This window comes from Cytobacillus sp. SAFR-174 (assembly GCF_051964675.1).
In the GTDB taxonomy this organism is placed as follows: domain Bacteria; phylum Bacillota; class Bacilli; order Bacillales; family Cytobacillaceae; genus Cytobacillus.
Map to the genome: position 1 here is coordinate 1 of NZ_JBQCMZ010000042.1, position 4,905 is coordinate 4,905.

General features: G+C 46.8%; 4 protein-coding genes. 3 read left to right on the top strand and 1 reads right to left on the bottom strand.

Annotated elements, in window-relative coordinates; translation table 11 throughout:
• Positions 1–358 precede the first annotated feature (358 nt).
• The gene (locus tag ACTHRG_RS23415; RefSeq protein WP_076256997.1) at positions 359–1,873 is read right to left on the bottom strand and encodes a BCCT family transporter; all 1,515 of its coding nucleotides are present in this window, start codon (positions 1,871–1,873) and stop codon (positions 359–361) included.
• 210 nt (positions 1,874–2,083) lie between these two features.
• Here ACTHRG_RS23415 and ACTHRG_RS23420 point away from each other — a divergent pair, with 210 nt between their 5' ends.
• The 3 genes from ACTHRG_RS23420 (at position 2,084) to ACTHRG_RS23430 (ending at position 4,804) form a co-directional block, all read left to right on the top strand.
• Positions 2,084–2,746 carry a DNA alkylation repair protein gene (locus ACTHRG_RS23420; protein WP_076257000.1) on the top strand — a complete coding sequence of 221 codons (663 nt, stop codon included), beginning with the start codon at positions 2,084–2,086 and terminating at the stop codon, positions 2,744–2,746.
• Between the two features lie 89 nt (positions 2,747–2,835).
• A complete protein-coding gene (locus tag ACTHRG_RS23425; protein ID WP_076257002.1) occupies positions 2,836–3,693 on the top strand; it encodes a Cof-type HAD-IIB family hydrolase in 858 nt (285 codons plus the stop codon).
• A gap of 25 nt (positions 3,694–3,718) precedes the next feature.
• A complete protein-coding gene (locus ACTHRG_RS23430) occupies positions 3,719–4,804 on the top strand; it encodes a PQQ-dependent sugar dehydrogenase (protein WP_076257004.1) in 1,086 nt (361 codons plus the stop codon).
• Positions 4,805–4,905: the final 101 nt, after the last annotated feature.

The following is a 4,905-nucleotide window of genomic DNA, read 5'->3' on the forward strand; positions in this document are numbered from 1 at the left end:
AAGCTTCGCTAAAAAAATAAAAGGGTTTGGTTGAAAACACTTGCCATTGATTTTACACAATAACCAGGACTTGACTCAGAACCCAGCCCAACTTCGGACACAAAAAGAGAAAATCGGCGCTCCAGAGTCAGAACCCGGATCAACTTCGGACACAAAAAGCGATAATCGGCGCTCTAGAGTCAGAACCCAGCCCAACTTCGGACACAAAAAGAGAAAATCGGCGCTCCAGTGTCAGAACCCAGCCCAGCTTCAGACACAAAAAGAAGAAATCCGCACCCCAGAGTCCGAACCGCCACCTCCCTGCCAACCTCCGCCAACAAAACCAAAAAAACAGACCTCCTCCCAGAGGTCTGCCCGGTTATTTTTTCTGCCTGACAGGTATCGTTTCCCTGCGCAGCATTTTCAATAGCGATATGCACATGAAAATAAGGATAATGGTGAATGGAAGCGCCGATACCAGCGAGGCTGTCTGCAGGCCTTCGAGTCCGCTGCTTAACAGCAGGACCGCGGCAATGGCTCCCATTAGCAGGCCCCAGACAATCCGCGGGATTAGCGGAGGGTTCATGGTGCCGTTAGCGGTCATAACGCCCAGGATATACGTTGCCGAGTCAGCTGATGTAATTAAGAACGTCAAAATCAGCAGAATGGACAGCACCGAAACCAAAAAGCTGAAAGGCAAATGGTTATAGGTCTGGAACAGCGCTGAAGTCACATCATTGTTTACGGCCTCTGCAATCTGTGTGCCGCCGAATAAATCAAAGTGCAGGGCAGTGCCGCCAAATACGGCAATCCACACAAGTGCGATGAACGGAGGAACGATCAGGACCCCGACAACAAATTCGCGGATCGTTCTCCCCCTGGAAACACGGGCAATAAAGGCGCCGACAAAAGGGGACCAGGCAATGGCCCATGCCCAATAAAAAATGGTCCAGTCGCGGATCCATGTGCCTCCCTTATAGGGGGTCAAGCGTAGGCTCAGCTTAATAAAACTTGAGATATAGTCGCCGATTCCAAGTGTAAAAGTATTTAAAATAAACACAGTCGGGCCGGTAACCAGTACAAAAATCATCAAAGCCAATGCCAGTCCCAGATTGATGTTGCTCAAGTATTTGATTCCTTTATCAAGACCAGTCGAGGAGGACAGCAGAAACAAAGAAGTCATTACCGCAATAATCAGAATTTGCGTCATAGTGCTCTGCTCTATGCCAAATACTGCGTCAAGGCCGCCGTTAATCTGCAGAATGCCCAGTCCAAGCGAGGTAGCAACCCCCATGACTGTTGCAATAACAGCCAGGATATCAATGACCTTTTTCAGCAGGACAGGATCTTTTTTCTTGCTGAACAAAGGAGTTAAGGTGGTAGAGATCAGCCCGTTCTCTCTCCTTCTGAATTGGAAATACCCCATGGCCAGTCCCACGATCGTAAACACGGACCATTGGCTGACTCCCCAGTGGAAAAACGAGTAGCCCATCGCTTCGCGGGCCGCTTCTGCTGTTAAAGGATCCATGCCTTCCCTTGGCGGAGTGAAATAATGGCTCATCGGCTCGGCAATTCCCCAGAACACCAATCCAATCCCAAACCCTGCACTGAATAACATCCCAATCCATGTGAAAAATGGATAATCCGCTTTATCTTCATCATTCCCCAGCTTGAGGCGGCCATATTTGCTGATAGCCAGAAAGATACAGAATAAGACAAAAAACAAGACCGAAATTAAGTAAAACCAGCCAAATGCGTATGTAGTAAAATCGAAAGCTTTTGTTGCCGCACTGGCGAACAGATCTGGAGCCAGGGCCCCCAGTAATACTAAGAATGTTATTACTACGGCTGAAACCCAAAATACACTGTTTATACTGCCGGATTTATCATTCAATAAAATCCCCCCTAAATATGTGAATCACATTTGTATTTTGGCCTTCTTTTCTGTCTAATCATTCATTGGGATTTGTAAAATGCAGGTAAAATGGGATTAAATAGAAGAGGAAAAAAGCTGTCCAAAAACGGAGAAAGCAACAAATCTCTACCATACCTTACCCTTAACATGATGACATAAACCCGTATTGATGTAAAAAGGAGTGCTCATATGGACATCCAATTATTAACCGAGCTTTTTGAAGAAAACCGGGACACAGAAAAAGCGGTCCCCATGCAAAACTATATGAAAAACCACTTTCCCTTCCTGGGAATCAAGACACCTGAAAGAAGAGTCCTGTTAAAGGAATACTTCAATAAAACAGGCCTGTTAAAGCAGGAGTTTAATCCAGAATTTGTGAAGACCTTATGGGACATGGAGGAGCGTGAATACCAGGCTGCCGCCCTTGACTACATAGGGAAATTCACCAGGAAGCTGGACAAAAACCATCTGACATTAGTCGAAAAGCTGATTACAACAAAATCCTGGTGGGACACTGTTGATATGCTGGCCACCCATGCAGTTGGTGCCATTGCGGCCAAAAACCCGGAAGTCATCCCCGGAAGAATAGAGGAATGGGCGACCAGCGAAAACATGTGGCTCCGCAGAACGGCCATCCTATTCCAGCTGAAATACAAAACAAGCACAGACGAAGAGCTGCTATACCGCTACATCCTCCTGAACAATGACAGTAAAGAATTCTTCATCCAAAAAGCCATCGGCTGGGCTCTCAGGGAATACTCGAAAACCAATCCCGAGTCAGTAAAAAGGTTTATTGAATCAAACACACTTGCAAAATTGAGCATCAGGGAAGGGAGCAAGTATGTAGGCTGAGAAGAGCAATTATTTAAAATAACCCTAAGAACATGATAGAATGGCAAATAAGTTTTTCAGAAAAATACTACAGCCAGAAGGTGAATCTAATGATCAAATGCATTGCCAGTGATATGGACGGAACGCTTTTAACCGCCACACAGAAAATTACGCCTGAAAATTTAGAAGCCATTAAAGCCGCACAGGAAAAAGGAGTTGAAGTGGTCATCGCGACCGGGCGCTCCTACTTCGAAGCAAGCTTCGTCCTCGATGAAGCCGGCATTTCCTGCCCGATTATTTGCGCAAATGGGGCAGAAGTAAGAGCCCCAGACGGGAAAGTCGTGTCCTCCAGCCCGCTCGATAAGGACCTGGCAAAAAAGGCAGCCTATATCCTTGTGCAGAACAATGTTTATTTCGAGGTATACACCAACCAGGGTACATATACCATTGATGAAGACCGCGGCGTGTCCATTATTGTCGACATCTTTTTAAGCGGAAATCCTGAAGCGGATATTGATGAAGTGACCAAAGCGGCGGAAGAGCGTTTTACAAAGGGGCTTGTCCATAAAGTGAACAGCTATGATGAGCTTTTCAACAGTGACGAGCATCAAATTTACAAGCTGCTTGCCTTCTCTTTTGAACCGGATTTTCTTGTTTCTGCGAAAGAAGACCTGCTGAAGCTTGAAGGCATGGCCGTTAGTTCATCAGGGGATGAAAACCTGGAACTGACAAGTGTGAACGCCCAAAAGGGAATTGCCCTTGAAGCTTTTGTGAAAGAAAAAGGAATCTCACTTTTGGAAACCATGGCCATTGGCGATAATTATAATGATTTGTCCATGTTCAAACGCGCAGGAAGATCGGTTGCCATGGGAAATGCTGATGACATCATTAAAGCACAATGCGATGTGGTGACATCCGCAAATGAAGACAGCGGTGTTGCCAAGGCAATCTGGGAAGTCCTGAAATAGAATTTCAAGGGAGGCTGAAAGCTGGATGAAGAAGGTGTTAGGTTTAGGGCTGCTTGTGTTGGGTCTGCTGGCCGGGTGCTCAAGTGCAGGCGAGGATGATAGCAGGAAGCAAGTCGAGGATCAGGAGGCCAGTCTTCCTGCGGGTGCTGAGCCGGAAATACTGGCAGATGAACTCGATATTCCCTGGTCCATTGCCAAAGCAGGCGAAACCTTTTACATGACCGAAAGACAAGGAAGCATTGTGAAGGTCGAGGACGGCAAGAAAGAACGCCAGAAGGTAGAGCTTGCAAAAAAGCTTTCAACAGCTTCTGAAGCCGGCTTGCTCGGCTTTGTGCTGGCACCCGATTTTTCACAATCAAACGAAGCGTATGCCTATTACACCTATGAAAACATCTCAGGACAGTTTAACCGGATTGTCATTCTCCAGCATCAGGATGGAACCTGGAAAGAGGACAAGCTTTTGCTTGACAAAATTCCAAGCGGGCAGTACCATCATGGCGGCCGGCTTGAAATAGGCCCTGACGGAAAGCTTTATGCGACGGCAGGCGATGCTGCGACCGATCCTGAAATTGCCCAGGATGTGAATTCCCTCGGAGGAAAAATCCTTAGAATGAATCTGGACGGGAGCGTACCGGAGGATAATCCGTTCAGCGGCTCGTATGTCTATAGCTACGGTCACCGCAATCCGCAGGGGCTTGCCTGGGCGGAGGATGGGACTTTGTATGAAAGTGAACACGGACCATCTGCCAATGATGAAATTAATAGGATCCTTCCCGGGAAAAATTACGGATGGCCCGTCATAAAAGGGACCGAGAAGAAAGAAGGCATGGAATCGCCGCTGTTTACCTCCGGTGATGACGAAACCTGGGCTCCGTCCGGGATGGCCTATTATAAGGGCAAGCTTTACACCGCCGCCTTAAGAGGCAGTGCTGTTCTGGAGTTTGATCTGGAAACAAAGAATGTCAGGAAGATTGTGTCTAATTTAGGCAGAATCCGTGACGTCTTCATTGAAGGAGATGTGCTTTATTTTATCAGCAACAATACAGACGGACGCGGCAATCCGCTTGAGAAGGATGACAAGCTTTATAAAATTCAGCTTTCCGATATATAAAAAAGCCTGGCAGCAGTGCCAGGCTTCAGTTTGTAGACAAAAGGGGTTCGGAATAGTCTCATTCCGAACCCCTTTTTTGATTTTTTACTGGATTTGAATCA